25 protein-coding genes and 2 riboswitches are annotated in these 24,959 nt (G+C 38.8%); of the genes, 7 read left to right on the forward strand and 18 right to left on the reverse strand.

All coding sequences use genetic code 11. From position 1 onward, the window contains the following. Nucleotides 1-146: 146 nt before the first annotated feature. Both BM126_RS17250 and BM126_RS17255 read left to right on the forward strand, forming a co-directional pair. Nucleotides 147-662, forward strand: a complete 516-nt coding sequence (locus BM126_RS17250) for an acyl-CoA thioesterase (RefSeq protein WP_090990680.1) — start codon at nt 147-149, stop codon at nt 660-662. Between the two features lie 27 nt (nt 663-689). Next, on the forward strand, nt 690-1,061 hold the full coding sequence (locus BM126_RS17255; protein ID WP_090990681.1) for a hypothetical protein: 372 nt from the start codon (nt 690-692) through the stop codon (nt 1,059-1,061). A gap of 50 nt (nt 1,062-1,111) precedes the next feature. Here the strand turns inward: BM126_RS17255 and BM126_RS17260 are convergent, their stop codons facing one another. The 6 genes from BM126_RS17260 to BM126_RS17285 form a co-directional block, all read right to left on the reverse strand. After that, nucleotides 1,112-1,834: an amino acid ABC transporter ATP-binding protein gene (locus BM126_RS17260; protein ID WP_090990682.1), complete on the reverse strand. Its 723-nt coding sequence runs from the start codon at nt 1,832-1,834 to the stop codon at nt 1,112-1,114. Further along, nucleotides 1,831-2,490 carry an amino acid ABC transporter permease gene (locus BM126_RS17265; RefSeq protein WP_090990683.1) on the reverse strand — a complete coding sequence of 220 codons (660 nt, stop codon included), beginning with the start codon at nt 2,488-2,490 and terminating at the stop codon, nt 1,831-1,833. The genes BM126_RS17260 and BM126_RS17265 overlap by 4 nt, the downstream gene beginning before the upstream one ends. A gap of 61 nt (nt 2,491-2,551) precedes the next feature. After that, nucleotides 2,552-3,367 carry a transporter substrate-binding domain-containing protein gene (locus tag BM126_RS17270; protein WP_090990684.1) on the reverse strand — a complete coding sequence of 272 codons (816 nt, stop codon included), beginning with the start codon at nt 3,365-3,367 and terminating at the stop codon, nt 2,552-2,554. A gap of 293 nt (nt 3,368-3,660) precedes the next feature. After that, nucleotides 3,661-3,891, reverse strand: a complete 231-nt coding sequence (locus BM126_RS17275) for an excisionase family DNA-binding protein (protein WP_071351585.1) — start codon at nt 3,889-3,891, stop codon at nt 3,661-3,663. A gap of 26 nt (nt 3,892-3,917) precedes the next feature. Further along, nucleotides 3,918-4,937, reverse strand: a complete 1,020-nt coding sequence (locus BM126_RS17280; protein WP_090990685.1) for an AI-2E family transporter — start codon at nt 4,935-4,937, stop codon at nt 3,918-3,920. Between the two features lie 259 nt (nt 4,938-5,196). Further along, nucleotides 5,197-5,898 carry an exonuclease domain-containing protein gene (locus BM126_RS17285; RefSeq protein WP_256213176.1) on the reverse strand — a complete coding sequence of 234 codons (702 nt, stop codon included), beginning with the start codon at nt 5,896-5,898 and terminating at the stop codon, nt 5,197-5,199. 156 nt (nt 5,899-6,054) lie between these two features. Then, a riboswitch (PreQ1 riboswitch) is annotated at nt 6,055-6,099 on the forward strand. Nucleotides 6,100-6,108: 9 nt separating this feature from the next. Between BM126_RS17285 and BM126_RS17290 the strand changes: the two genes are divergently transcribed. Continuing rightward, nucleotides 6,109-6,600: a QueT transporter family protein gene (locus BM126_RS17290; RefSeq protein ID WP_090990686.1), complete on the forward strand. Its 492-nt coding sequence runs from the start codon at nt 6,109-6,111 to the stop codon at nt 6,598-6,600. A 69-nt stretch (nt 6,601-6,669) separates the two neighbouring features. On the opposite strand, the gene BM126_RS17295 is transcribed toward BM126_RS17290, so the two are convergent. From BM126_RS17295 to BM126_RS17305, 3 genes are all read right to left on the reverse strand, one after another. Then, nucleotides 6,670-10,251, reverse strand: coding sequence for a hypothetical protein (locus tag BM126_RS17295; protein WP_090990687.1), 3,582 nt, complete (start codon nt 10,249-10,251; stop codon nt 6,670-6,672). A 173-nt stretch (nt 10,252-10,424) separates the two neighbouring features. Continuing rightward, the gene (locus BM126_RS17300; RefSeq protein ID WP_090990688.1) at nt 10,425-10,628 is read right to left on the reverse strand and encodes a hypothetical protein; all 204 of its coding nucleotides are present in this window, start codon (nt 10,626-10,628) and stop codon (nt 10,425-10,427) included. Nucleotides 10,629-10,776: 148 nt separating this feature from the next. Further along, on the reverse strand, nt 10,777-10,977 hold the full coding sequence (locus BM126_RS17305; protein ID WP_256213167.1) for a spore germination protein: 201 nt from the start codon (nt 10,975-10,977) through the stop codon (nt 10,777-10,779). 177 nt (nt 10,978-11,154) lie between these two features. Here BM126_RS17305 and BM126_RS17310 point away from each other — a divergent pair, with 177 nt between their 5' ends. Both BM126_RS17310 and BM126_RS17315 read left to right on the forward strand, forming a co-directional pair. Beyond that, nucleotides 11,155-11,910 (forward strand): DUF2087 domain-containing protein, encoded by a 756-nt coding sequence (locus tag BM126_RS17310; protein ID WP_090990690.1) that lies wholly within the window; start codon nt 11,155-11,157, stop codon nt 11,908-11,910. 116 nt (nt 11,911-12,026) lie between these two features. Continuing rightward, nucleotides 12,027-12,368: a GIY-YIG nuclease family protein gene (locus BM126_RS17315; RefSeq protein ID WP_090990691.1), complete on the forward strand. Its 342-nt coding sequence runs from the start codon at nt 12,027-12,029 to the stop codon at nt 12,366-12,368. 140 nt (nt 12,369-12,508) lie between these two features. On the opposite strand, the gene BM126_RS17320 is transcribed toward BM126_RS17315, so the two are convergent. The 5 genes from BM126_RS17320 to BM126_RS17345 form a co-directional block, all read right to left on the reverse strand. Next, nucleotides 12,509-13,288: an SDR family oxidoreductase gene (locus tag BM126_RS17320; protein WP_090990692.1), complete on the reverse strand. Its 780-nt coding sequence runs from the start codon at nt 13,286-13,288 to the stop codon at nt 12,509-12,511. 268 nt (nt 13,289-13,556) lie between these two features. After that, nucleotides 13,557-15,173, reverse strand: a complete 1,617-nt coding sequence (locus BM126_RS17325) for an EAL domain-containing protein (protein WP_090990693.1) — start codon at nt 15,171-15,173, stop codon at nt 13,557-13,559. A 348-nt stretch (nt 15,174-15,521) separates the two neighbouring features. Then, a riboswitch (cyclic di-GMP riboswitch) is annotated at nt 15,522-15,606 on the reverse strand. A gap of 393 nt (nt 15,607-15,999) precedes the next feature. Further along, the gene (locus BM126_RS17330) at nt 16,000-16,662 is read right to left on the reverse strand and encodes an alpha/beta fold hydrolase (RefSeq protein WP_090990694.1); all 663 of its coding nucleotides are present in this window, start codon (nt 16,660-16,662) and stop codon (nt 16,000-16,002) included. Between the two features lie 474 nt (nt 16,663-17,136). Further along, the gene (locus tag BM126_RS17340) at nt 17,137-17,484 is read right to left on the reverse strand and encodes a VOC family protein (RefSeq protein ID WP_090990878.1); all 348 of its coding nucleotides are present in this window, start codon (nt 17,482-17,484) and stop codon (nt 17,137-17,139) included. 244 nt (nt 17,485-17,728) lie between these two features. Then, complete coding sequence (locus BM126_RS17345) at nt 17,729-18,436, reverse strand: DNA alkylation repair protein (protein WP_090990696.1); 708 nt, start codon at nt 18,434-18,436, stop codon at nt 17,729-17,731. A gap of 347 nt (nt 18,437-18,783) precedes the next feature. Between BM126_RS17345 and BM126_RS17350 the strand changes: the two genes are divergently transcribed. Beyond that, nucleotides 18,784-18,984 carry a cold-shock protein gene (locus BM126_RS17350; RefSeq protein WP_026694422.1) on the forward strand — a complete coding sequence of 67 codons (201 nt, stop codon included), beginning with the start codon at nt 18,784-18,786 and terminating at the stop codon, nt 18,982-18,984. 229 nt (nt 18,985-19,213) lie between these two features. Here the strand turns inward: BM126_RS17350 and BM126_RS17355 are convergent, their stop codons facing one another. The 4 genes from BM126_RS17355 to BM126_RS17370 form a co-directional block, all read right to left on the reverse strand. Beyond that, nucleotides 19,214-20,746 (reverse strand): MDR family MFS transporter, encoded by a 1,533-nt coding sequence (locus tag BM126_RS17355; protein ID WP_090990697.1) that lies wholly within the window; start codon nt 20,744-20,746, stop codon nt 19,214-19,216. 395 nt (nt 20,747-21,141) lie between these two features. Beyond that, nucleotides 21,142-21,708, reverse strand: coding sequence for a DUF4256 domain-containing protein (locus BM126_RS17360; RefSeq protein ID WP_071351597.1), 567 nt, complete (start codon nt 21,706-21,708; stop codon nt 21,142-21,144). A gap of 150 nt (nt 21,709-21,858) precedes the next feature. After that, on the reverse strand, nt 21,859-22,311 hold the full coding sequence (locus BM126_RS17365) for a hypothetical protein (RefSeq protein ID WP_090990698.1): 453 nt from the start codon (nt 22,309-22,311) through the stop codon (nt 21,859-21,861). Between the two features lie 126 nt (nt 22,312-22,437). Then, complete coding sequence (locus tag BM126_RS17370; protein WP_090990699.1) at nt 22,438-23,700, reverse strand: alkaline phosphatase; 1,263 nt, start codon at nt 23,698-23,700, stop codon at nt 22,438-22,440. Between the two features lie 303 nt (nt 23,701-24,003). Here BM126_RS17370 and BM126_RS17375 point away from each other — a divergent pair, with 303 nt between their 5' ends. Beyond that, entirely contained in the window at nt 24,004-24,612 is a 609-nt protein-coding gene (locus tag BM126_RS17375; RefSeq protein WP_090990700.1) for a hypothetical protein, read from the forward strand. Nucleotides 24,613-24,959 lie beyond the last annotated feature (347 nt).

Raw genomic sequence — 24,959 nt, forward strand, 5'->3', positions numbered from 1 at the left:
TTTCATAGATGAAAGCTATGGAGACAATGAATATTAACCATTTTACTTCCCGATTGCCTGAGCGTACACTTTAGTAGTGAAAGCCCTGTCTTTACGGGTTTATTTACCTTTTCATTTATGTATTCACCAGGAAAGGATGTTTGAACATGGAAAAAAAGAAAGCAAGAGAAAGCCGCATTGTAAATACTGACCAGGTGCTGTCCTGTGATTTAAATAACTATAATACCCTTTTTGGCGGAGTGCTTATGAAAAAGCTCGACACTGTTGCGACTTTATCTGCCAGAAGACATTCAAGAGTAAAAGAATGCGTGACAGCGTCTACTGATTCCATTGACTTTTTATGCCCGATTCACCAAACTGATTCTGTTTGTGTAGAATCCTTCGTTTCTTATACGGGTACAAGTTCAATGGAAATTTTCTGCAAAGTCATTGCTGAAGATATGATTACTGGCGAACGCCGTATCGCAGCAACAGCATTTTTAACTTTTGTAGCTCTTGATGAGAATAAACGGCGAGTGCCTGTTCCGCAGGTTGAGCCAGAAACAGAAGAAGAATGGCTTGTTTTCAATACAGGAAGCGAAAGAGCAGAAGTCCGTAAAGCAAGAAAGAAAAAAAGCAAAGAATTAGCGGCTTTAATTCCTTTAAACAAGCCTTGGGATTGATAGTCGAATCTGAAAGGAGCAGAAATAATGATCTCATTATCAAGTGTTAATGAACTTGAGACAGCAAATGATGCCCTTCAATCGTTTAAAATGCAAAGCCCTGCTTTTTTCGAAAAGCTGCTTCATGTCGTGAGCCTGACGCGTGCGCTGCATTTTAAATATCAATATATGGGAAGTTTAATTGTGGATGGCGAAAAGACAGTAAGCTCACCAGAATTTGTGAGACCATCTGTTATAGAACTGTATCAAAATGAAGTTCAGCAGCTTAAAAAGGATGCAGAGTTTCAAACCTTAAAAGAAATATTCGCCCGCTATCAGACAATTGGGTTTGCTAAACTCAGCTTATTGATACTGGGCAATAAACCAGAGTCTTTATCAGGGGCTGTGGTCATCAAATAAAAACACGCTTCGGCTGGCTGCAGCTGCTGGCGTGTTTTTTTAATAGTTATTTATAGCACCTTGCTCAAAAACGCTTGTGTCCTTTTTTCTGCTGGACTTCCAAAAAGTTTTTCTGGAGTATCTGCTTCTATCAGGCAGCCTTCATCCATAAAGATGACTCTGTCTCCGACTTCTCTTGCAAAACCCATTTCATGTGTAACAACCACCATTGTCATCCCTTCTATTGCAAGCTGCTTCATCACATCCAGAACCTCCCCGACCATCTCAGGATCTAGAGCAGATGTCGGTTCATCAAACAGCATGATTTTCGGCTTCATTGCAAGGGCCCTTGCGATGGCTGCACGCTGCTTTTGCCCTCCAGATAAAGAATCAGGGTAGGCTTCTGCTTTATCGGAAAGCCCGACCTTCTCTAATAATTCCAGCCCAATTCTTTTTGCTTCCTCTTTCTTCAGCTTCCTTACTTTTACCGGTGCCAGCATAATATTTTCCAGAATTGTTTTATGGGGAAATAGGTTAAAGTGCTGAAATACCATTCCAACCTCTGTTCTTATTTCATTGATATTCACTTTTTTGCCTGCAATATCTATTCCTTCTATGTATATATGTCCATCTGTAATGGTTTCAAGCTGGTTGATGCATCTTAGGAATGTTGACTTTCCTGAACCAGACGGTCCAATAACAACTGCCACTTCTTTATGGGCTATGCTTGCCGTAATTCCCTTCAGCACTTCATGATCACCAAACGATTTCTTTAGATTTTCTACCGTTATCATGCTGTCTTTAACCTTCTTTCAAGGAAATGTAATATAACACTCATCAGCAGTGTTAAAACAAGGTAAATAAGCGCGGATGTCAGGTAGGGCTCCCAAACCTTGAAATATTGGCTGCCCATGGCCCTTCCCCAGTACATAAGCTCTGGTGCAGCAATGACAGAAGCCAGCGAAGAATCCTTAATCAGCACAACAAATTCATTTCCAAGCGGCGGGATCATCCGTTTAAAGGCCTGAGGCAGAATGACAAATTTCATTGTCTGCGCATGTGTCAGCCCCAAAGAACGTGCTCCCTCCGTTTGCCCTTTGTCTATTGATTGAATCCCTGCCCGGAATATTTCAGCTATATACGCGGCAGAGTTCAAGGTGAGGGCAAGAATGGCTGCGGCGACAGCATGTGTTTCACCTGTAAATAATGGAACAACACCGAAGTGTATCAATAACAGCTGCACCAGCAGGGGTGTGCCTCTAAAGAAAGTGACATAGCATTGAAACGGAAATGCCAAAATGCGGCTGCGCAGCATTTTACCGAGGCCGATCAATAAGCCAAGAATTGTTCCAAGTATAATCGAAGCCAATGACAGACCTACTGTCAGCAGCGTGCCCTGCCAAAATAACGGGGCGTACTCCATAATAATATCCCAGCGAAAATTGCTCATTTTAATCCTCCTATATGAAAAACTGCGTAAGCTGTCTCAACAGTTACGCAGAGCTAGAGTTCTACTTTTTTTGCTGAGCTTTTAGCGTTTCCATATCTGGTTCGCTGCCAAGCCATTTTTTATAAATTTCCTTGTACTTCCCATTTTCAAAAATTTTATTAAGAGCTTTATCAAAATCCGGCTTTAATTTGCTTCCTTTTGGAAACATCATTCCGTAAAACTCCTTGGAAAAGTTAGAGCTATCTTCAATGACAGCCAGGTTTTTGCCTGGATTATTCTTGGCATATGCTTCAATGACAGCATTATCAGCCACTACCGCTGCTGCACCTCCGCTATTCAGTTCCATGATGGCCAGATTGTTGTTCTCGAATTTTTTAATATCTTTATTATTTTTTCCAAGCAGCTTTTCTGTAGCTTCTGCCCCTGTTGTTCCGCTTTGGACAGCCACTTTCTTCCCTTTTAAATCGAGCGCGTTTTTGATGGTGCTCTTTTCAGGGACAAGTATTTTGTTGGTCGATAAGAAATATGGATTGGAAAAATCATAGGTTTGCTCCCTGTCAGAGTTGATGGTAATAGCAGATAGACCAATGTCCGCGCGTTTAGAATCGATTTCTACAAATAATGGATCCCATCCGACGTTCTCCACCTTTACTTTGTACCCTGCTTCCTTTGCAACGGCCTGAATCAAATCCACATCAAAACCTACTATCTTGTCTTTATCCAGATACTCGAACGGTGAATAAGCAGCATCTGTCACGACCCGCAGAGTTTTTTCCTTCGCATCTTTTCCGTCGCCGCTGACATCAGACGACCCGCAGCCTGCTGCAAGAAATAATAATGAAGAAATAATAAGCAGTACTGTAATCAGTTTTTTCAATGTATTGCCCCCTTTTTTCTGAGTATGTGCTTTAAAGCCTCTGTTTCAACAATGAAGATATAAAATTCAGTATTTTCTATTAATGGTAATTATACGTTAACAGGTTTTTAGATACAATCTAAATTTAATAGGTTTACATGAGGAAAAACAGTAATGCAGATATTTAATAGAGGGATTCTGCAATTGAATGGACTCACACTCAAAAGCTGAAATACTGGATCGAAGATGGAGATTCATATGCCTGAAACCTGCAAAAAAGGCCTTCCAATAGTTTGGAAGGCCTTCTTCTGCGGTTAATCTTCATCCTTTATATCGGGATCTTCAGGCAGCGGTTCGCTGTTCCACTCTGCCAGCTGTTTTTTATATTTCTCAAGCTGTTCAAAGTGTGTTTTAAATTGCTCTTTGTATACCAAATGCTGTTCACCATCAAAAACGGTACGTATTTTGTTTTGATGAATCAGTTTTTCTATCATCACTTCTGTCATTGAAAGGTATTCTGCTGTTTCTTTGACGGTAAGATACACTCTTTTCCCACCTTTTTGGTTTTTGCCTATGTTAATCTATCGTCTGTGACGTCAAGCATATCCAGTATGAACATAAAAATCGGGATACCTATAATCAGCCCCCATGTTCCAAGGAAATGCTCCGAAAAGATGAGCACGATAAATGTAAAGAAAGTTGGAAGATTCGTTTTTGCCGACATGAACTTCGGATTAAGGATATAGCTTTCCAATGCATGCAGCACAATGATCATAATAATTACAGCAACGACTTTTGTAATCCCGCCGATGCTATAGGCAATGACCAAAAGCGGAACAAGTGAAATCAGGACGCCGGCAACCGGCACAAGCCCAAGGAAAAAAATCATGAGGCCAAGCCCGATCAGCTGCGGAAATCCTAATATCCATAGAACAATGGTTGAAACAATGGCATTTGTGGCAGCGATGATAAACTGCACTTCAATCACTTTGCCAAAGGAATTAACAAACTTGCTTCCAAAGTGCGCAATGTTAATGAAGAAGTCACTAAATTTCCCATGCTTGAATTTAGTTGTAAAAGCGATAATTTTATTCTTCTCGAGCAGGAAGAACAAACTAAGCAAAATGGCTAAAAAGATCTGCAAAGCCAGCTTCCCGATGTCGGATAGGTATATGTATAAAGCATTCACTTGCTTTTGTACGTCAAGAGGAGATTTAAGCCTGTTGATATTATCAATGATCCATCTGATCGCTCTGATATCCGGAGGATGCTGATAAAAATGGAGCATCTGCTTAACAAGCTCCGTGATCTGCAAAGTAATGACCGGAAGATATTTATATAGAACGATTCCAACCGTGGCGACAACAATAATATATAAGGTACTGATGACTAATTTAGGGCTTATATTGATAATTTTTTTTAAATGCCGTGTTATAAAGCTTTGCATCCTTCCCATAAGAAAGGTGAAAATGAACGTAAATAGAAGCAAATTCAGCATCTTGCCTATGCTAAATAAAAAAACCACCAGTATAAACAGCGTAATCAGCCTTGAAAATCCTTTACTTTGCAAATAATCTTTAACTGCACTCATTTTTCTACTTTATCTCCTTCTGACACATCACTTTTAAAAAATTCCCCTATTTACATCTTACACATAATCGGCCCTAAGCACTACATTAAGTATGAAAATTCATTCAAATTTTTTTTCAATGTTCAAAGAAAAAATGACCCAAAAAAATGTTGCCTGGTTTATTGCACCAAGGAGACTTGGTGCCTGTAAACGGATATAATGCATAAAAAAAAGAGATGCTCAAGAATCCGCTGATTGACGGAATTTAAAAGCCACTCTCTTAAAAGCTGAAATGATCTCCTGTTTTCCTTGTACCTGATTTCCTTGGAAATGAACTTGTACTCTTTTGGGATGCAGGCTTATATTTCTTCATGTGTCCGCGTTCGAGCACTTCTTTTAGATAGGGGCTGCCGCTCGGATTTTGCTGTTTAAGAAGCTCAAGCAGGTAGGTGATATCGTCGAGGGCCCTATGTGTCTGATGGTTTGCTATTTTATGGTATTGAAGCAGTGTCAGCAGCTTGCTGTTAAGAAATCCGTATTCCTTCCAAGGCACCCCTCTCATCGTACAATGCCACTTCAATTCATTTATTTCAGGGTACATATGATATAGGAAGCTGCGGTCAAACGATGCATTATGGGCAAAAACCGTATCTGCCTTAGCAAACAAACCAGAAATTTCTTCATCATAAAAGCTTTTTCCTTCCACTGATTCAAAAGGAATTCCATGTATCTTATAGGCACTGCTGTAATTTTGTCTTGCAGAATATGATAATGGCTCTCGTAAATACGAAGCCTCTTCGACTATATCTAGAACTTCACCGCTTTTTGCATCATACGAAAACAGCTTTAAGGCAAGCTCAATGATTTCATCGCTTTTAGGGCTTAAGCCGGTTGTTTCGACATCGACCACCAAACCAAGATTTTTTTGCAGTGTCAAATTCATCATCCCTATTTCATAATATTTCACGAGGCAGGCCGGCATGAATATCAAAGTTTATTCTACTATACTAAAATTCCCCGAATCATTTCTACTTTTTAGCCTAAAATTAATCTAATCACACATTTCCTATGCAATTATACCCAATGTATTGACGGAGACATTCATTTTACTATACTATTACACTTTGAGTGTTAATAAACTAACGTGGTTCGTGACCCTCCCACGCAAAAAAACTAAGGAGAATACGAGATTATGAACATTAAGCCCCTGGTCGCCAACAGCATCCTGGCTGCCTTGTATATTGTTGTCTCCCTGGCCATTGCGCCTTTTGGATATGGCAACATCCAACTCCGCATTTCCGAGATGTTTAATCATCTTGTGGTGTTCAATAAGAAGTTCTTCCCGGGGATCATCCTGGGTGTTATCATAACCGATTTCTTTTCACCGACGGCGGCCTATGATTTAATCTTTGGAGTCGGGCAATCCGTGATAAGTTTGCTTATTGCGATACTGACTGCACGGTTTGTTAAAAATGTTCTGCTCCGCATGTTTATAAATACCATTGTTTTCACGATTACAATGTTCCTTATAGCACTGGAGCTTCACCTGGCCATTGGCCTGCCGTTCCTGCTGACCTGGCTGACAACTGCTGCCGGAGAATTTGCAGTCATGCTGGCGGGTATACCCGTTATGCTCTCGCTTAATATGAAGGTGAATTTTAATAAGCTTATTGAGCGCAAATAAGCAGAAGCGCGTTCAGTGATAATCATGATAAAGAAGCAGGAATCAAAATGATTCCTGCTTCTTTGTTCATTATTTCCATTTACTGAACCAGTTTTTTATCTTCATTTTATTTTTATCAAGAAGTTCTTTCGAGGTTGTATGTTCCCTTTGCTTTTTCCATTCTAAAAAACTCGCTGCAGCTATCATCAAAATACCGCCAATAATCAGATACAGCCACCACGGGAGATTGCCCCACATAGACTTTGTATTCATATATACATTGAATAAAAGAACCGCTCCCCCTGACAAAAAATACGATTTATACTTCATGAAAAATCCGGTTAAAATGGATGCAAGAGAAATGACTCCAATTACAATGGCATCATTTACTGTATTGCCCGCAATACTGTCTGACACCAAAATCAAAAAGACGAATGCAACAATCAGCAGCTCAATAAGCTGCGAGGTTTTTCCATAGTTGAATATCTTCCTGAGCAGAATCGAGGAAATCACCATGACGGGTATTAACAATACTTCCATGGATAGTATCTCAGGAACAGGTATTTGTTTCATCACAAGGTAATAAGGATAAAGGCTTGCAATAAATAATGCCGCCATATAAATTTTTCTTTCCATTTGTCCTTCTGTCCACATTCTGATAATCCCAAAGTAAGCCGCTATCAGACAAGCTACTAGAATTTCCAAGGTGGTGTGGCGGAACACGGATGATACTAGTCTAACCTGAAGGCTCAACAAAAACAGCCATCCAAATATACGGTACGCATCAACAAATGTTTTTGATGCTTCTCTTTTTATCACTCCCTTAAAGCGGCTTCTGCTCAAAAGCAGCATGATTGCCGTTAAGCTTAAAGTAAGGCCAATCGCCCCGCTGACCGGCAAGCTGCTGGCATAATTCGAAAAGAATATAAAAGCCAGCAATAAAGGAAGCGAAGCAAGGTTTTCCCACTTTCTCTTCATCAGGAGATACAGCGTAAAGGCCAGAAAAACAGCTGCCCCCCCTGTCCAGAGAACTTTCATCTTCTGTGGAAAGCCTGCTGTATAAGATTCCATGATGTACGCTGCATTTGTCAATAACAGGAATGGAATTAAATACCATTCAATTATATACTTCCACGTTTTAAACATAAACCATAAAACTATAATGATTGCCGCTGTAACGGACATTGTAACCGAAGTAAAATAATCCATGTTTTGAAGATCCCTGAAAAATAAACATACCTGCAAGTAAAGGGCTGCAAATCCCACATACGCAAAAATATACCTTTCGCGAATGATAACTGTTCTTGCTGCACACAACGGGTAAAGCACGAGTACAAACAGATATAAAAACGGTGAGGCATCAGTCATAATTATCATCAGGCATCCTGCAGGAATAGCTGCTAGATTGAGGAGATGGCTGTACCAGAAGAAATACAGCTTTCCGCTTCTTGAATACCTGCCAGCAAACTCACTGATAAGATAAAAAACCAATGGAGCTGCAAGGCAGCATGCAATTATGTAATTCTGATTTTTGAAGTCAAGGGCGTCCAATATATATCCGTAGGCCCCGGATCCCGTAAATAAAACAGCAAGCCATAGATAGTGCTTTTGGTATTGATGGACGGATAAAATATTTATCATAGTTGCGGCAAGCATTAAACCTGCAGAGCCATACGGATTTAAGCCATCTGCATAAATCAAAAGATGCGAGATGAACGAAAGAACTTGCCCGCTGATAAAAAATACCGAAAAATAGCCGCTGTATGATTTTCTCAGCAAAAACCCTGCGCTAATGGCTATTAAGGCACTCATCATTAAATGAATACTAGGAGAAATATGAACATCATACCACCCGATTCTTTCTGTTAAGAACAAAAAAGACAGCAGCAAGGACAAACATGCGCTTATCGGAAAACCATATCGGCATACTTCACGCGCTGATTTTGTCTCTTCCTTTCCATAGGCAATAAAGAATAGTGCAGAAATCACTAAAAGGAACAGACAAGCTGTTAGCCACTCTTCACCTGCCACTTTTGCCAAAGTGAGCAGGAAAATGAGGCTTCCTTCAATATATAAGGTACTTTCCCTGAATAAACGCCATCTATTACTTGTATTAAACAGATAGCCGCCAGCAAATAAGACTGCTGAAAAGGCAAACATCATAGTCAATGTTTCTGAAATAGTAAAGTGATTAGCCATAGCCAAATCATAGAGTGCAAGATTAATAAGCACCGCTACCGGATAAGTGAACACTTTGTTTGCCGTTAAAAGCGCAATTGAAACAAACTGTGCCATCATGATAAAGAGTGCAATTGCCATTTGAGCATAGTTTTCTTGATAAAAAAGACCATTCATATAGATGAAAACCAATGCTGATGCAATCATGCTTGTGTAAAGAAAATCTGTTGATAAAGGATGCTTGATCCTTGAAAGCAGCAGCCAAATTACTGAAAAAATGACTGGCAGCAGCCCAATTGCAACAATGTCTGCCTGTTCAAGGAAAGACGTGTAAACTAAGTGGAAATATCCATAGCTAAATAGTGCACTGAAAACATAACCATAATATTTGCCTTTGTGTTTCAAAGATAATATTAAGAATACGAGTGAAGATAATAGTACAGCCAGGGAATACAGCCAATTGCCTTCAAATAAAGTTAAGATTACAAAGGTTTCAGCTATAATCTTAAATTGGATAAATTGAAATATATATGAACGGTATATTTGCAGGACTTTTCTTGTTTTAAGACTACTCACATTCCACACCAGGAGCAGATTGAATACTGCTAATAGGAGAAATAGCATCTCCTTCGAAGGTGTAATGAAGGATAATCCAAAATAACTTGTTGCTGCAAATGTCGCAAGCGAAATAAAAATAAACACTCTCGACTTAAAAAAAGCAGCGATTTTATAGTAGATAAACAAACATACCAGACCGCCCATAAATCCAAGAAGCCCTCTTCCTTCTCCCTGAAGCGATAAGTACTCTCCGAAAATTTTATAATAGGAAGCTGACAATATAGAGATTGGGATAAACATCCCGGCTAATGTCAAAAACGCAAAAGCAGTTTGTCTGATTTTCAGCTTTGCAGAGATAAATGCCATAACAGCAAAGAAAACTGATACCAGACTTATAAGTGAAACCTTAAGAACAGAATTTAAAGCCCCCCATGTGGAAGTGGCCAAAATAAGCCCGCCAAATAGAAGAAAAACCACTCCAGCAATCAATACTGCTGCAATGTTTCTTTCCCTGATTTGCTCGGCCGTTTTTGCAGGCTTAGCCGTTGTCTGCTTGCTGAGAGTATTAGAATCAGGTACTGCTGTTTGATTCTTCTCCTTTTCGCTTATTTCCGGATATTTCCGGGTTTCTGCCGCGACATTTACCTGCGGCTGTTCCGCCGGAGTTTTGGCGGACAGACTGACGGGCTGTTCCCCGGCAGAACGATTTGTTTCAATGCTGCTTGCAGGAACATCCTCACTAAAGTTTTCGGGCTTCTCGCTGACTTCCTGCATCGACTGATGAAGCACCTGATTATAGTGCCTTTCATATGCGCTGCCGATTCTTATGTAATCTGTTTTAGGGATAAGTCTTTTTTCCCTGAGAATATCCAGTTCTTTATGAAACACTTCTCTTTTCTCGGCTAATGAAATTTTCGATCTTGATAAATCGCTCATGGAGGACCCCTTTCACCTGCAAATTAATGGAAGAAATTCAGTGCTTTAATTCTACCATATCAAATCATAATGATGTGAGGGATTTCTGTATCTAAGAAACCCCATACTCACTTGCGGCTAATTAGGCTTACTTCATTTTATCTCCATCAAGAAAGATTTAGAATCTAAAGGTATTACTGATTTGCAGGACTTGGCGGGATATTCATTTCAATTTGTCTTTGTGTGTCAATGGGTGTTCTATTTGGAACCTGGCTTGGATAGTTTACATCATTAGGGACGTTTTGTTTGCCTCCATCATTGTCATCAACCCCCTTGTTTTGGCTGCATCCTCCTGCAGCTATTATTAACATACACACGCCCAGTAACTTTCTCTTCATTCCTTCACTCACTCCTTTCTAAAAAGCCCATTTATCCGTTTATTATCGTCTCCAAAGTTATTCTTTATTATCATTCCGTAAAAGTCATTATCGGGTAATTAGGCAAAAAAAAGAGCCCAGCCAAAAGGCGGGCAAACTGTAACTGTTTTTAGCATGCTGATGGCTGGTCAACGACGCTCGAATTTTCTCCATTTGCAATGCTGAAGAGATTATTGTTGGTGATAAAGCTCCCAGAGTTTCCTGAGCCGGAGCCATGAAAATTTTTGGAAGTGGATTTGGGTGAATTGTTAATCGAGTTCCCGAATTGAACGATTGCTGTACCGCCAACGTTAATAATCTGAATAGGCATATTGCACATATAAGTCACTTCCTTCGATGTATGTGCGGGTTAATGTAGGGTATGCTTTTGGTACAGTTTTGGGAACATGAGGATCATATTGACATACATTAAACATAGTTATAAAATATTTGCTATATAATAAACAAATTTATCTTTTGTTTATTTAACTTTAAAGAAGGTGTTGTCTTGGAATTATCCGATTTATTTTGGAACGCTTCGCTGCAAGAGCTTAAGCAGGGGTATATCCTAAAAAGCGGTTCATATATTTGCCTGTTATGCGGCGAAAGGATTGAAAATGGAGTCATATATCAGCACGAAAGCATTTTTTATGAAGCGCAAAGATATATGCGTGTTCATATCGAGATGGAACATGGTTCGGTTTTCAATTACTTAATACATCTTGATAAGAAGCTGACAGGGCTGACAGATCACCAAAATCATTTGCTCGGCCTTTTTTATCAGGGGAAAAATGATAAAGATATTCAGCAAGAAGCCGGCATTGGAAGTACATCGACAATCCGGCATCACCGTTTTGCCCTAAAGGAAAAGGAACGCCAGGCAAAAATATTTCTGGCAATGATGGAATTGCTGAAAGAAAAAGACCAGCATGCACCTGCTTTTGTCTCCCCCCACAAAACGGCGAAAATGATTGATAGCAGGTACGATATTACACAAGAAGAACAAGCTGATATTATCAGCAAATTCTTTCCTGATGGAACGGACGGGAGATTAAAAAGGTTCCCTCCCAAGGAAAAGCAGCGTCTAGCCGTTTTGCGGGAAATCGCGAACAGGCTTGAAGCGGAAAAGGTATATGATGAAAGGAATTTAAATCAAATTCTCAAGGAAATGTTTGATGATTATGCAACAATCAGAAGATACCTGATTGAATATGGATTTATTGACCGCCATCCTGATGGAAGCGAATATTGGCTGAAAAAGTAGTCTGACTTCCGGATGGTACTTGCCCTTTACCTACTGGGAGTACCCTCTCTCGAAACATTAAATCACGGTTATACTTCCGGTTAATGCCGGTTAAGAAGAGTACAGGAGGAAAAAGTATGGACCGCAAAAAGGAACTGAAACAGCAGTATAAAGAAATAACCATCGAAGCCGGTGTATACCAAATTAAGAACACCGGAAACCAGAAAATTTTTGTTGGCAGCACCCGCAATTTAAAAACTCTTAATGGTGTTTTATTCAGTCTCGAAAATGGCGTGAACTTCAATAAAAAACTGCAGGCAGAATGGAAGGAATTCGGCAAGAATGCCTTCACAATTGAGGTGCTGGAGGTATTGAAAAAGAAAGACGTCCCTTATTATAACGAGAAGGAAGCACTGGGTGATCTTGAGAAGAAATGGCTGGAAAAGCTGCAGCCATTCGGTGAACGGGGTTACAATTAAAATATGATAATGAGTATATGAAATACCCGTACACTGCAGATTAAATTTCAATGATAAAGTGAAATGTTTTTTATTCCCATACAATTTGCTGCAGCAAAAGAGGCGTCTGGCCAAGGGCCAGCGCCTTTTTAAATCATGATTTAAATGTTCCAGCGTTCTTGTTCTGTTTTCTTCAGCTGTTTTTCCGTTTCCCCGGGATAGACGGTACGGAATTTATGTTCATCGGCCGGAATGATTTCAATCATTTTTTTAATCATATCTTCTGGATCAAATTGATTCTCCAGCTGCTCATCTTGTTTTTTCATATCTTCTTTTTTTGTAAAGTTTTTTTCTTCATCAAACCATTTATATTTTTCCTCTGCGCTTCGGTCATTAAAGCCTGTATTAAATGCTCCTGGATTAATTGTAGCCACTTTCACCCCAAACCCTTCAAGCTCTGCCTTTAAGGTTTGGGCAATACCTTCAATCGCATGCTTTGTGGCTGTGTAAGGCCCAACATATGGTGTTGCAGAAATTCCTGCCATCGAGCTCATGAAGATGATTTTTCCGTTTCCTTTCTTCACAAGCTTTCTTGAAGCTATCTGTACTGACTCAAGCGTACCAAAAACATTCACTTCAAAAAGTGCACGAAATCTGTCCATTGGCACTTCTCCAAGAGGTCCTCCTTCATTGATCGCAGCATTCGCTACAAAAACGTCAAAATTATAGTTTTCAATCTGCTCTAGATCCCGCGGATTGGTAATATCAAGTTTAAAAACATCCATGTCCAGGCCCTTTTCCGCTGCTTCCCTGAGGAGATCCGTTTTCTGGGAAGTCAATTCGGTAGTGGCAATTACATGATGCCCCTCACTGGCAAGTCCCAGCGCAGCCCCTCTTCCAAGTCCTGAACCTGCACCAGTAATGAAAATTGTTTTAACCATCTGGCATTCCTCCTGTCGAAATCATCTACCAGATTCTGTTTCCCTTTAGGCAGCAGCATAAACCTTAAAACCTAGTGGTCCCCTTTTTGTCCTGGTATTGCAGGTGAATTTTATTACACAATTGATACATCCTGAAAAATGAAAAACACCCGGTTTCTCAACCTGAGTGTTCAGTGATTATATAAATGATACTGTGAACATCTTCTTCCTGCTTACTTGGACTATAAGCGCTTAAAATGTTTGAAGAATGATAAATGAACTCAGACCTTCACACAACTTTTGACATTTCAGCTAAACGGCGAAATTTAGTTTCACTTTTTTGCAATGCTTCTTCCTTGTATTTTCTGCGTGTAATATCGTGATATATCATCAAAAATGAGAGATTTCCCTCATTCATAATGGTAATTCCAGTCACCTCAATATCAATAATTGTTCCATCCGGACGTTTAATTTTTTCTTCGGTTGGCGGAATTGAAATACCTATCTTATTCATTTCATCAATTCTCTTTTCAATAAACGCGGCAGATTCAGGATGAAAATATTCCAAAATGGACTTTCCGGCCAGCTCTTCAAAGGATGCGGCCCCTAATAATTTTGTGCATGCCGGGTTGGCATATTGAATTATTCCCTGCTGGTACACAATGATTGGTTCTGGGTTTAACTCGACAAATCTTTTATACTTATCTTCGTGCATTTTTCTTTCCGTTATATCCGCACACGACCCGATAACCTCTATAACTTGGCCATCCTTCCAAATGGGGCGCAATGAGGCAATATACCAAATCCCATTGATATGCCCTTCGTATGTGAGGTTATTTTCTCCTCTCCAGGCTCTTTCATAATATGTATGCTTAATGACTGCTTCTTCGTATAAAAGAAAATCAAAAACCTCTTTTCCAATGATTTGTTCCGGCAGCATCTTTGCATGTGAGAGTAATTCACCTGCACACAGGGTGTAAATGTATCGATTATCCTTCTTAATAAATTTAAATATCAGCCCCTGCTGCTGGTTTACAGTATCCAGCAGATCTTGGCGGGATTTCTCCAATTCCGCCTCCAGCCATCTTTGCCGGCATATTTCACGAGTATTTCCGGCGTTTTGAATCATTTTTTCAATTTTAGATATGTTTGCCGCAAATTCCTCTGGGGGCAATGGCCTGCTGAAAAAGTATCCTTGTCCCATATCGCAAAGATTGCTCTGAAGAAATGCCAGCTGCTCCTTTGTTTCCACCCCTTCAGCCACTACTTCCAAGTCAAGCTGATGGGACATCGCAATTATTGCTTTTACGATTGTTGCATCCTTGGGTTCTTCTGTACAGCTGCGGACAAAGCTTTGATCTATCTTAATTTTATCTATAGGAAATTCTTTTAAATAAGAAAGAGAACTATAGCCTGTTCCGAAGTCATCTAAACTGATTTTCACTCCGGACTGTTTTAAATCTCTTAATACTGGGAGAGCAGCAGTTACATTCATTGTCATACTTTCAGTAATTTCAATCTCTAAAAACTCTGGAGCTAGTCCAGTTTCTTTGATAATAACAGTAATCGTCTCCACCAGGTTTGCCTGGGCAAATTGAAGCGCAGACAAGTTCACAGAAATGACCATGGAAGGATAGCCCATTTCCTGCCACTCTTTCATTTGCCTGCACGCTGTACGGATTACCCATTTCCCAATTTCCACAATTAATCCTGTTTCCTCTGCCAGAGGAATGAATTCTAAAGGCGAAACAATGCCTCTTAACGGACATGCCCAGCGGATAAGTGCCTCCGCACCTGTAATTTTCCCGGAAAACAAGTTAACTTTAGGCTGATAGTAAAGAAGAAATTCTCCGTTTTCCAATGCCCTTCTTAAATCATCTTCTGTTAAGTCATAAATATGTTCCATGATATATCATTCCACCACCAATATAGTGAACTACTTTTTATTCACTGGTCATTTTGTATTTTTTCTACCCGATTTTCATCTTTATTTATGCTCATCTATCCATTGCTCTGCATGCAATAACTACTATCTGGACTCTTACATTATGGAGAATAGTATGCTGTGAACCATACTTCATTCGCTATATTCTGTATGTCCTCATAGTTGTTTCCTATAGATTTCTGTGTTTACCCCGCTTTCCAAAAGGATCCGCTGATTTAAAGAAATCTCATCTAACTCCTGTAACCTTTGTTTTTTTGCACACAAAAAAGAGACCTATCACTCGACCGATAAATCTCACGTTTGCTGCTTACCGGCAACTGGCTGACATAGCTTTTACGCCTTAGTCCCTCTAGTTTTGCGTCTCCACTTTTCAATGAATTTGCCTTTTTCAATTCAATTAGGAAAATATACTCATTACTATTATAGTAGATATCTGTTCCATTTCAAGGAATAATGGTTAAAAAGTAGCACCTCCATTATTAATCATGCAAATTTCCTGATAATGACACTTACACAATGAAGTCAGTACTTTGCATCTATTTAAGAGCATTCTTTAAACAATTAACCTGTACATCATTCAACATAATTTGTCACAGCACCGAAGTTCGCCAACTTTACGAAGTTTAATTTTTCATTTTACAAAATTGTATAATTGCCTGCGCAAACTCACTAGGAGTTTCAATAAATGGGTGATGTCCGCTATCCAATACACAATTAATACCTTCCCTAAAGTTAAAAGAGAGATGGTGTTCTGGTCCTATAGCATCATCGTATTGCCCGGATAAAATTAAAGCGGGCTTTTTAATCTCTTCGTAAGCAAAGTAAAATCTTTAAAATATTCCTCCTCCGATAATATAAATTGCTGAAAATATGGGTGAGGCATTAATTCTTTATCAATTTCATCTATTATTGTTTTATTTTTTATGTTTTTATATTGAAGAGAAAAGTAAATTTCCTGTTTTAATAATTCACTTTGAATGGCATAGAACGTACTCATAAGATCATTACCTTCCACTTCCATTTGTTCTATGCCTAAAATTTTTGAACCCTTTTTTATTTGATGGCGAAAGGATGCCTCCATGTTTAGGGTTACATTTGATAATATTAATCCTTTTGTATATTGACTAAAATAATAAGCGTAGTTTACAGCGAGAATCCCCCCGAATGAATGACCCATTAAGTAAAATTCATCAATATTTAATTTCAATCTGACAGTATCAATGTCCCTCAGTAATCTTTTCAAAGAATAATTTTTCGTATTAGATGAAGATCGCCCGCACCCTCTTTGGTCCATATAAATCATTTCCATGTGATTTTCTAAAAGACTCCCTGCTGTTTCACTAAACGATTTACTCCAATATCCAGGCCCTCCGTGGAGAAATATACATGGTATTCCATTCCCCCTCACTTCTATATATAAATCAATTTCGTCATCCGTCTTTATTAACATTTATTCACCCCAATTTAGTCATATATAAAAAACTGCGAATATACAAAATAAAACCGGCAAAGTTCCTGCAGCGGCAGCAGGTTCTCCCGCTCTAGCCAGCTGATTCATAATTTAAAGTGATTGCTTTGCCATATTCCTGTCTTTTAGATAAGTTTGATGTATTAATGCTGAGAAACTGGCGATTGTTGTTTTTCCCAGTTAGTCGGGTCCGCATCCTTCTCAATAAATCTCCGCCAATACTCTCCGCTTTTTTTATCAAATAAGATGATATTGCTTTCATTTAAAAACCACTGAAAAAGACATAAGATTTTTGCCCATATTTTATTGACCCTCCTGAAAATTTCTAAAATATGTATATTCTAGACCCTTCCTTGAAATCCCTTTATCACCTGCCTGTTACTCAAACAAGAAAAAACGATTCTTCTTAATGAAGAATCGTGCCCGTTTCAAGAAATTATGAATAATGACAGCCCGTTATTTCTCCCACAGCTCTACCAGTCTGCCTTCGGGATCTTCAATCCAGATAAACTTTCCATACTCACTGCTCTCTCTTTCTTTTACAAGAGGTACCCCAATCTCTTCAAGATGCTTAATTGTCTCATCAATGTTATAAACTTGGAAATTCAGCATTACTTGCTGTTCTTCAGGAAAGTAACTGTCATCTTCAGCAAAGAAAGAAAAGATCGTTTCATTCTCTGAGTGGGGTTTAATAATGGTCCCATTCCAATTTTCTATATTGATTTTGAACACTTCACTGTACCATTTTTTTGTAGCATCCAAATTTTTAGTTCTCCAAAATACTCCCCCAAAACCTTTAATAATCATAATTATCTCCCTTCTAAAACATTACTTTTCACAATAGACATTCAAGAAATAAACGTATATACCTGCTCAACCAGCCTATAACTATTGTTGAATATAAGCTCTTCTCTCTAAAAACAAAAACGAAGGAAATATTTTCGTTTAGTCAGCGAGACATACAAAAAGATCTTGGGGTTTTCATTGCCGAAAGGAGCGTCTTCAATCTATTTATTTAATTTCACACTTAACCTTAGGTGAGTTGCTTTTAACATCTTACATATTTGCGTTTGAACCCAATCCTCCCTCTATCAATTTCTTTTTGAATACTTTCACAGGCGTTTAGAAAACTGCTTTTTTTATTGTCACGCCGAATTTCAACTGTACCTACTGCCTTTGCAGTCTCAACTGCCTTTTCATGCAGGGGCAAATAGGAAGTCCCAGTGGTGTATAAAAAGTTATTCATAGCAGATTTCGCTCGTTCTTGGGAATCATGAATAGATTTTTTTACAAATTCAAGCATATTCAAAATCTTACTTTCTGAAAACTCATTGTCTGATCGATTCCCTAATAGCCAGCAGTAGCAGCTCCAGCCTGCTGACATTCTCAGCTCTTCACCACTGGCAATCCATTTATCGGCAACGTCTTGCGCTATACTTGACTCTGATAAAGTTACTGAAACCACATAATCGGACAGCATATAAAAATATGCCCCATCCATCCAGCGATTAAAATCTGCCTCTGTCATTGCTTTCGGGTCTGCAATAATGCCCGCAAAGTACATGGCATCGTAGTTGCCTGTGGCGTAGAGCTCTTCAGCCAGACTCTGATTTATTTTTATTTTTTTTGCAAGTGGCTTCATAGCCCCTGTTGCCGTGCCAAACAGCGGCTCATGGGCACCATTGGATATATATATTTTCTTGGTACGTTCCTTACCCAAAGCTTCAAGCTCCTTCATAACTGTTACGAAATCCATAGTAATGTACCTCCTTTAATAATAAAAACTCATATGTGAAATCAGTTTATATTTTTTTCTTTTATCTTCTTAATTTTACCATTAATCCACTGATGGCTTCAGCAGCCGATTGGAGAGGTACTATTAAATATAACGGTCATAGTCCCTCTAAAAAAACTAAACCATGGAGGAAACAGATAAGTTCTGCCCCCATTAATTTGCAATATCTTCAGCATGCTGTTATGATAAGAGAGAATTATTTTTGTTCGGTGTAATGGGATAGTACAGATATGGACTTTTCTTCTTGAGAATCACTTTGGGCAAGGATAGTAATACAATGTGTTTTAACGCACTAGGAGGCAACAAAAATGGAACAAGGTACAGTAAAATGGTTTAACGCAGAAAAAGGATTCGGATTCATCGAACGCGAAGGTGGAGACGACGTATTCGTACATTTCTCTGCTATCCAATCTGAAGGATTCAAATCTTTAGACGAAGGCCAAAAAGTTACTTTTGACGTTGAGCAAGGTCAACGCGGACCCCAAGCTACAAACGTTCAAAAAGCTTAATATTATATGAATGACACAAACAAGCTCTTTTTTAAGAGCTTGTTTTTTTTATTCTTATATAGCATGAAATAAAAAACCCTGCTCAGTATTAGAGCAGGGAGATGGAACAGGTAATGTAAAAAAATTTAAGACTTCAAAGGTTTGTTTTCATTATAACATACTGTATGGACAATATGGGGATGTATACAGATTAATACCTTCCCCGATCATGAAACATGAAAAAATTTTATTAAATCTCTTCATCGGATTTGGGTGATAATACTTCTTTCTTCAAAAACCATGCCAAAACAAACGCAATGATCGCGATGATAAATGAGTACATGTAAATATGCTGAAATGCTTCTATGAATAATGTTTTAACTTGTGTTAATAGCCCTGCCGGCAACCCGTGAGGAACACCTGCTGCAGCTAAATTTTTCATATTTGCAGTCATACTTTCAGGAAGTTTATCACCTAAGCTGTTCAATTTAGAGGTAAGGGTGGAGGATAACAAATTCCCAAAGAGACTGACTCCGACTGTTGCCCCAATAGTTTGAAATAACGGAACAGTCGCAAGGGCAATTCCTTTATTTTCTTTTTCAACAGACTCCTGAACAATGAGATTATCTCCTCCAAACAAAACTCCTAACCCAAGACCTGTAATGAAAAAGAAAATAATAATTTGAGTAATTGTTGTATGAATACTCATATGAGAAAACAGGTAAAATCCGATAATCGGCATGATAAATGCAATTCCAAATAGTTCACGGTAGCGCACTTTTGTGAGCAGAAAACCGCTTACCATCGCTGACCCAACTGCTCCAACCATCATTGGCAATGTCAAATAGCCAGCTTCTGTCGGAGTCAGTCCAAGCACGTTTTGTGCAAAATAAGGGAATGAGGAAAAGGATCCCATCAAGCCGATGCCGACAGTAAAGACGATTAATGACAACACAAGAATATTGCGGTTTTTAAACAAATGCAATGGTACAATTGGTTCTTTTACCTTGGTCTCAACCCAAATGAAGATTCCAATTAAAACAGCTCCCAGGCAAAGGAGGAAAATAATGAGAGGTGAGCCCCACGTGTAGCCATTGTTTTCTACAAGAACTGGTGTGATCAGCAAGGAAACGATTGAAGCAACTAATAACAGTGCCCCTCCCCAATCAATAACCACTTGTTTCTTAATAGCTGTTTCCCTCAATCCGCTTGCCAAAAAAAGGGCTGCTATGATCCCAACAGGAATATTAACAAAGAAAATCCAATGCCAGCTTACCTGATCGACAAAATACCCGCCCATCAATGGTCCTAATAACATCGGAATAAACATGATCGGGCCCATGAATCCTTGTACTTTTGCCCGCTGCTCAACGGGGAAGAGATCACTTGAAATGGTCATAGCAAGCGGCATTAAGCCTCCCGCCCCCAACCCTTGAATCCCGCGTCCAATGAGGAGAAGAGTCATGGAATGTGATAGCCCGCAGACAATCGATCCTCCCATGAAAAATGCCATACTTGTTAAATATATTTTTTTGCGTCCCATTAAATCCGCTAATTTTCCCAATATCGGCATAAATGCAGACATTGTTAACATATACACGCCCCCGACCCATCCATACACAGATAAACCGCCTAAGTCACGGATGATTGTCGGCATTGCTGTATTAACCACTGTTTCATCCAGCTCAGAAAAAATCAGTCCAATTATCAAACCCATCATCACCAGAATTTTATTGCTCTTAACAGCTAAAACTGGTTCCTTATACTTTGTAATGCTTTCCATTTATATCTAACCCTTTCAACATTTGATAAACAGATTATATATAATATTTATGAACTGAATATAAACTCTTGAAATGAATTAAAAAAAGTATCTATTATAGTAAAATTGCAGGCATTGCTTTTTTTAAAAGCATTACCGGACTTTCATGGCGGGCTCTGCTCCAAACGCAATATTTCAAGGTTCTTTCCGAGCGTATCCGCTGTTGACAAAGTACAGACTAAAAAAACTGCTCATCAATTGACTGCGCGTTCAATTATATTCTAACTGCCCGCTGCGGAAAAAAAAGCTGCTGCAGCATCCAATTTTTCATCTTACAACACCTAGTTGGAGAAGGAAAATTAGAATTTCCCAGGTAATCCATTCCTCAAATACAGATTGAGATGTTTGTTCAAAGTTCAGACCCTGAGCATGCCACGGAAACTCCTTGCAGCATAGTAAGATTCCGCTCCATTGTGGTACACAAATACAGTGTCATAGCGGCAATCACAAAATATGGCACCGCCAAGCTTTCTAATATAGCCAGGTGTTTGAACCCAGCTCGAAGTTTTCAGATCGAAATTTTCAAGTTTCTGCAGTTCCCGATATTGTTCTTCCGTTAAAAGTTCTATTCCCATAGCAGCAGCCATATCAATAGCGTTATTTTCTGGTTTGTTCTTTTTTCTTGACTCTAACGCTTCCCGGTCGTAGCAAACACTTCTGCGGCCTTTAGGGCTTTCCGCTGAGCAATCAACAAAAATGTATTCATCCGTCCTGTTATCATGTCCAACGACATCCGGTTCACCCCCAGTTCCCTCCATTTCATTGAGCGACCACAGTTTTTCATTATTAGCTTCAATCTTAGCTTGTACTTTATCCCATTCAAGACCTCTATGCCTGTGCATGTTTTTCTCAAAGCGGGCTTTCAAAGTGTTGAGCAGCTCTTCACGCTGTTCTAGTGATAACTTCCTATTTCTCTTTGTCATATTAGTTTCCCCCTTGGTTTTCTTCATAATTGAATATCGGCTAAAATTGCTCCTTCATACTATAACTTTAACAAAAATAGGCGTTATCCTTCTTGGATAAGCGTATACTTTAATGGAAACAATGGCTATTCATAAAAAGGGAACGATTATTCAATTGAGAGAATTATTGTTTATTAAATTTCTTCGTTTCAGATCCTTATCAACTTTTACTGCTTCTGCTCTCGTTTTAAAGTTCGCCGTCATTTTATAATAAGAGCCTGATACTTGTCCATAGTAATCCTCCTTAACGACGGACCCTACTCTTTCCACATATGCCTTACTACTAATTACGCCTAATTCCAGATGTACATTATACTGTATTTTTACTGGTTTGATAGCCTTGCTTATTTTTTTAGTTCCAGTTTTCACTCCTGATTTAGCAATCGGGGTAATTTCCACCATAATTTGCTTTGATGGATCTTTAGTTGTTAATTTGCAGCTTGATTGGTTTGCAATAATTAGTTGTTTTTTCTTTTTATCTGCTCGGAACCATTTGAAGATGGTTTTGCCTTCATTATCCCGGTCAGCATCATGATAATTGTATGTGACATGCACCGTAATCAATCAGCAGGACTCACGGAGAAGATTGATATATAAAATTTACGAATAATAGATGTTTGAAGCTGGTAATTGCACAAAAAATGGCTGCCGACTTTGCCGGCAGCCTGAGTATATTAAAGATTTCAGTAATTATTTTTTCAATCCCATTGCTTGTTTAATAGCATCAAAAATATGAGTGTTTTCATATGTTCCTGACAATAGTTCCCCTCCTGCACCTGTTGCCGTTAAAGGAACAGATACACCGCCATGTCCGCTGGTTGTCCAATCCATCATAAATTGATTTCCGCTGTTTGCCACCTTAAACGGACCGTCCTCTTTAGAGATGCCATCGCCGGACTCATCTTTGCTGTCCACATCTTCAATAGATAATCCTCCGCATTCATGATCTGCAACAACCAGAACAAGTGTGTCAGGGTGTTTTTTAGCATATTCCTTTGCAATCACAACGGATTTATCCAATTGTTGACCAGCTTTGATCATTTTTTCTGCATTGTTCTCATGTGACATTTCGTCCGTTCCTTCTTCCTCAACCATCAAGAAGAACCCTTTTTTATTCTTAGATAGTGTATCAATTGCCTTTTTTGTCATGTCAGGAAGAGGCACAACAGGATCGTATAGATCACCTTCACCCTCTGGTCTCTGTTCGAACATTTCTTCGTTTGCAAACAGACCTAACAGTTTGCTGCTTTTTGTACGTTTAAGCTCGTTAGCATTGGTCACATACTTGTAGCCGCGCTTTTTTGCTTCCTCAACAAGATTACCTTGTGTTCCTTTACTTTGTTCTGAAAGGTCCTTTGCAGGGTGGTCTTCATAGCTTCCGGCATTTCCTGCAGGATACCAGAAATCCTCTCCTCCGCCTAACAGGATATCGACTTTGCTATTTTCAAGGTATTGCTTTGCAATGTCGCTTTGTTTTGAACGATCTGTAACATGAGCACCAAATGCAGCTGGGGTCGCATCGGTAATCTGGCTGGTTGTCACCAATCCAGTTGATTTACCTGCTCCCTTTGCCATTTCGAGGACTGTTTTTACTGATTTTTTGTTAGCATCTACACCAATAGCACCGTTATACGTTTTCACCCCTGATGCCATAGCGGTAGCAGCTGCTGCTGAATCCGTTACGGGAGTTGTTGAGCTTGTATGTACAATGCCTGAATAAGGCATATCATCCATTGCCAGTTTACCAGTTTGTCCTACAGTAGCCAGCCGGATTGCCTCACGATGGGCCGCACCCATTCCATCCCCGACAAAAACAATTACATTCTTTGCCTTTCCATTATGAGGTTTTATAGTTTTTGAAACTCCATGCGCATCTGCAAAATGATTAAATCCGAAAGTGGTAACAACAGCAAGAGATAAAGCTGCATTGATAATCTTTTTCTTTTTTACCATACTTAACACTCCTTCTTAATTGTAAGATTTTATATCTTCAATATAGAGGACGAGTATTTAGCGAATATTTATATACTGTAAAGAGGATTTATATTTGTATGTCAGCGTTGTAAATGTAAGCTGGCAATAAAATTCGCTTCACTTTAAATAAAGGAACGCAGATACGTTAAAAGTCGCCTCGAATACTCATTTTCCCTACTAAAATTACAGAAGTTTTCAGCAACCTGCCTTTCGCCTCATTGCCTATTCAACATCGGAGACATATGTTAAAATAAGGAAAATCTTCTTTAAAGGAGCTCGTCTATGAAGGTCCTTGTAGGCATATTTCTTTTGTCTTTTAGCCTAGTCTCAATTACAGGATGTCAAAAAAATTCATCTGAGCAAGTTACAGTAAAACTAAAAAGCAAAAAAGAACAAAAATATCATGCAAACTATTCTTATAGTCAATACAAAAAAGCTTATGATGAAGTTCTCTCGGAAGCTCAAAATTTCAAGGTGCATGATGACTCACAGAAAAAATGGATCATTCGCACATTAGTACAAGAAAAATTATATGACAAAACAGACTTGTCCAAAAAACAGGTAGTCCAATTATCAAAGCAAGAAGCACATACATATAAGATATGGAAAGCAATCGCATTAGATAAATATCATGTGCATATAGAGAATGAAAAACTAGATAGATATATTAATAAATTTGAAAAATATTCACCACCATCGAAAGCAGCCTTCGCTGACAGCTTAGGAATAACCAAAAAGGAATTAGACCATAAATATGATAGAGACATGTTCGAACAAGGCTACGTTTGGTCACTATTACGCACTAAATTAGAAAAGCAATATCGGACGGCTGACGCAGGAAAGCTGAAAAAAGTATACGAGAAAGAAGTTGCTGATGCTATTGGAGGGTAGTTTCTGGACAAGGATAGTAGTGTACGGTTGAAATGGCGGCATTCTAGCCTGTATAGGAAGCAATTCCCGTTGCAAAAAAACCACTCAAAATATCGAAAAAAAGCAGAGAGTTACTTTTCATTTAAAAAAGAGACACCTTACAAATTCTCTTGTAACTCAAAATGTAAGATGAGGGGCATAAAAAAAAGGAGAGAGCATCCTGAAAGACAAAACTGAAAAAGCATTAGAAATGATAATTTTATTTTTAAGCTTAGCCTTAGGTCTTTTTTCAAAAGAAATAACTTATATTATTTATTATCGGAATCGTTTTAGTGGCTGGTTTAAGATTATTTTTCTACAATAAAAAG

Source organism: Bacillus sp. OV322 (assembly GCF_900112495.1).
Taxonomy (GTDB): domain Bacteria; phylum Bacillota; class Bacilli; order Bacillales; family DSM-1321; genus Peribacillus.

Excerpts from the sequence above, each read along its gene's own strand:
- BM126_RS17250 (WP_090990680.1), top strand. The coding sequence starts at position 147 with ATGGAAAAAAAGAAAGCAAGAGAAAGCCGCATTGTAAATACTGACCAG.
- BM126_RS17255 (WP_090990681.1), top strand. The coding sequence starts at position 690 with ATGATCTCATTATCAAGTGTTAATGAACTTGAGACAGCAAATGATGCC.
- BM126_RS17260 (WP_090990682.1), bottom strand. The coding sequence starts at position 1,834 with ATGATAACGGTAGAAAATCTAAAGAAATCGTTTGGTGATCATGAAGTG.
- BM126_RS17265 (WP_090990683.1), bottom strand. The coding sequence starts at position 2,490 with ATGAGCAATTTTCGCTGGGATATTATTATGGAGTACGCCCCGTTATTT.
- BM126_RS17280 (WP_090990685.1), bottom strand. The coding sequence starts at position 4,937 with ATGAGTGCAGTTAAAGATTATTTGCAAAGTAAAGGATTTTCAAGGCTG.
- BM126_RS17285 (WP_256213176.1), bottom strand. The coding sequence starts at position 5,898 with ATGCCGGCCTGCCTCGTGAAATATTATGAAATAGGGATGATGAATTTG.
- BM126_RS17290 (WP_090990686.1), top strand. The coding sequence starts at position 6,109 with ATGAACATTAAGCCCCTGGTCGCCAACAGCATCCTGGCTGCCTTGTAT.
- BM126_RS17295 (WP_090990687.1), bottom strand. The coding sequence starts at position 10,251 with ATGAGCGATTTATCAAGATCGAAAATTTCATTAGCCGAGAAAAGAGAA.
- BM126_RS17300 (WP_090990688.1), bottom strand. The coding sequence starts at position 10,628 with ATGAAGAGAAAGTTACTGGGCGTGTGTATGTTAATAATAGCTGCAGGA.
- BM126_RS17305 (WP_256213167.1), bottom strand. The coding sequence starts at position 10,977 with ATGCCTATTCAGATTATTAACGTTGGCGGTACAGCAATCGTTCAATTC.
- BM126_RS17315 (WP_090990691.1), top strand. The coding sequence starts at position 12,027 with ATGGACCGCAAAAAGGAACTGAAACAGCAGTATAAAGAAATAACCATC.
- BM126_RS17320 (WP_090990692.1), bottom strand. The coding sequence starts at position 13,288 with ATGGTTAAAACAATTTTCATTACTGGTGCAGGTTCAGGACTTGGAAGA.
- BM126_RS17325 (WP_090990693.1), bottom strand. The coding sequence starts at position 15,173 with ATGGAACATATTTATGACTTAACAGAAGATGATTTAAGAAGGGCATTG.
- BM126_RS17330 (WP_090990694.1), bottom strand. The coding sequence starts at position 16,662 with ATGTTAATAAAGACGGATGACGAAATTGATTTATATATAGAAGTGAGG.
- BM126_RS17345 (WP_090990696.1), bottom strand. The coding sequence starts at position 18,436 with ATGGATTTCGTAACAGTTATGAAGGAGCTTGAAGCTTTGGGTAAGGAA.
- BM126_RS17350 (WP_026694422.1), top strand. The coding sequence starts at position 18,784 with ATGGAACAAGGTACAGTAAAATGGTTTAACGCAGAAAAAGGATTCGGA.
- BM126_RS17355 (WP_090990697.1), bottom strand. The coding sequence starts at position 20,746 with ATGGAAAGCATTACAAAGTATAAGGAACCAGTTTTAGCTGTTAAGAGC.
- BM126_RS17360 (WP_071351597.1), bottom strand. The coding sequence starts at position 21,708 with ATGACAAAGAGAAATAGGAAGTTATCACTAGAACAGCGTGAAGAGCTG.
- BM126_RS17370 (WP_090990699.1), bottom strand. The coding sequence starts at position 23,700 with ATGGTAAAAAAGAAAAAGATTATCAATGCAGCTTTATCTCTTGCTGTT.
- BM126_RS17375 (WP_090990700.1), top strand. The coding sequence starts at position 24,004 with ATGAAGGTCCTTGTAGGCATATTTCTTTTGTCTTTTAGCCTAGTCTCA.